Genomic DNA, 1551 nt, shown 5'->3' on the forward strand with positions numbered 1-1551 from the left:
ATGTCCACGAAATTAAAATCAGTAACTAAAAATGGTCTAAAATAAGGATATTTTACTACTGCGGGCAAAGAAAATGAAAATTGTATCAGCTCACAAAACTGAGTACAAAAGTGGATAAATATCCTTGTTTTGCAAGGGTATTATTGGTAAAATAGGTATACACATGAGAGGCCATTTATCGAAGGAGATCAGACTGGGGATGTCGGTCGCGAGATTGAAAAGAAGTGTAGGGCGGTACCGGCAAAAGATCAGGGAGCAGGTAGCGTTGCTCAAGGAAAAAGACCGAACGATCGCCGCATTGAAAGAAAAACTCGTCGACAAGGAAGAACAGCGCAAGGAGTTGCTCTCCTATTTATCTTTGAATTACGAAACTCCCTTTTTCCCTCATTTTCATATAAAATAGAACAGGCACCGGTAAAGGTGCCTGAACTATGAAAACGAAGATTCAAATCTTCAATAACATGATAGCAAAAGTTCAGTTCTTCTTCAAACAATTAAAATTGAAAATCATAAAAAGCACTGGTCGACCATTAGCAGTAAGCCCCGAAGAAACGATAGCTCTTTCACTCTTCAAACAATCACAAGGCATCAAAACCAAGAAATCAGTCTGGGAAATATTCAATCTGAAATGCAGTTACAAAACTCTTGTGGTGAACATGAATCGATTGGCAATTTACGCATTCCTCATCCTCCAATCAATTCTCAAATGGAATCAGAAATATGCGCACATTGTAAAACACACAGACTCTACCGACATTTCAGTTTGTCTTACCAAGAATGCTAGTCGCCACAGAACCATGAGTGCCTATGCTAATTGGGCACATGGTCCAAAAGGCTGGTATTACGGGCTTAAAATGAGTATTACCACTGATTTGAGAGGGAATCTTCTTGTGGTTAGTCTAGGATCAGGCAACTCCAATGACAGAACAACTTTCAAGGAAATGAACAAAGATATGATGGGAATATTCATTGCTGACGCTGGTTACCTTTCAAAGGATCTTGAACGAGACTTCTTCATTGAAAACAAACGAATCCTGTTTGCCAAACCGAGAGCTAACATGAAAAAGATTGCTACTGAATTCCAGAACATGCTGTATGACACACGTATGTTAATCGAACTCAACTTCAGGAACTTGAAAATGTTCTATGGACTTGAAACCTCTCTCCCAAAATCAGTTGATGGTTACTTAGGAAACTATGTCTACTCAATTCTGGGCTATGTGCTTGCCTAGAGAAATTGTTTGAATGAAAGACTCACTTTTGCTCTAAAACACAGTTAACTGTGGTTGTTTGGCATGGAAAAATTATCGACAGGTTGAGGAGTTTTGTAATTCATAGTGATGTATGGTTGATATTGAGCGAAGCTTCAGATTTTTCCTGATTTCTTCAAGCGAAGGAGCAAAGTCATTTTTCGCGCTATATTTTTTTACAAACTGAAGAACCTCTTTTTGTTTTGGGGTGATTGTATTCATACTTAAATTATATCACTTGCATACCGAAACAAAACCGAAAGTTATCCACAGTTGCTTTTTGATTGCCGGTAGGATAAAA

The 1551-nt window shown here is 38.2% G+C and carries 2 protein-coding genes and 1 pseudogene; 2 read left to right on the forward strand and 1 reads right to left on the reverse strand.

Annotated features, from left to right (window positions below):
* The first annotated feature begins 163 nt into the window (after positions 1 to 163).
* Both HYX58_06435 and HYX58_06440 read left to right on the forward strand, forming a co-directional pair.
* On the forward strand, positions 164 to 403 hold the full coding sequence (locus tag HYX58_06435) for a hypothetical protein (GenBank protein MBI2775619.1): 240 nt from the start codon (positions 164 to 166) through the stop codon (positions 401 to 403).
* A gap of 28 nt (positions 404 to 431) precedes the next feature.
* Positions 432 to 1232, forward strand: coding sequence for a transposase (locus HYX58_06440; GenBank protein MBI2775620.1), 801 nt, complete (start codon positions 432 to 434; stop codon positions 1230 to 1232).
* 72 nt (positions 1233 to 1304) lie between these two features.
* Here HYX58_06440 and HYX58_06445 read toward each other — a convergent pair.
* A pseudogene (locus HYX58_06445) lies at positions 1305 to 1472 on the reverse strand (hypothetical protein).
* Positions 1473 to 1551: the final 79 nt, after the last annotated feature.

The sequence above is a fragment of the Candidatus Dependentiae bacterium genome, from assembly GCA_016191325.1.
In the GTDB taxonomy this organism is placed as follows: domain Bacteria; phylum Babelota; class Babeliae; order Babelales; family JACPOV01; genus JACPOV01.

Coding starts and splice junctions, on each gene's coding strand:
- HYX58_06435 (MBI2775619.1), top strand. CDS start 164: ATGAGAGGCCATTTATCGAAGGAGATCAGACTGGGGATGTCGGTCGCG.
- HYX58_06440 (MBI2775620.1), top strand. CDS start 432: ATGAAAACGAAGATTCAAATCTTCAATAACATGATAGCAAAAGTTCAG.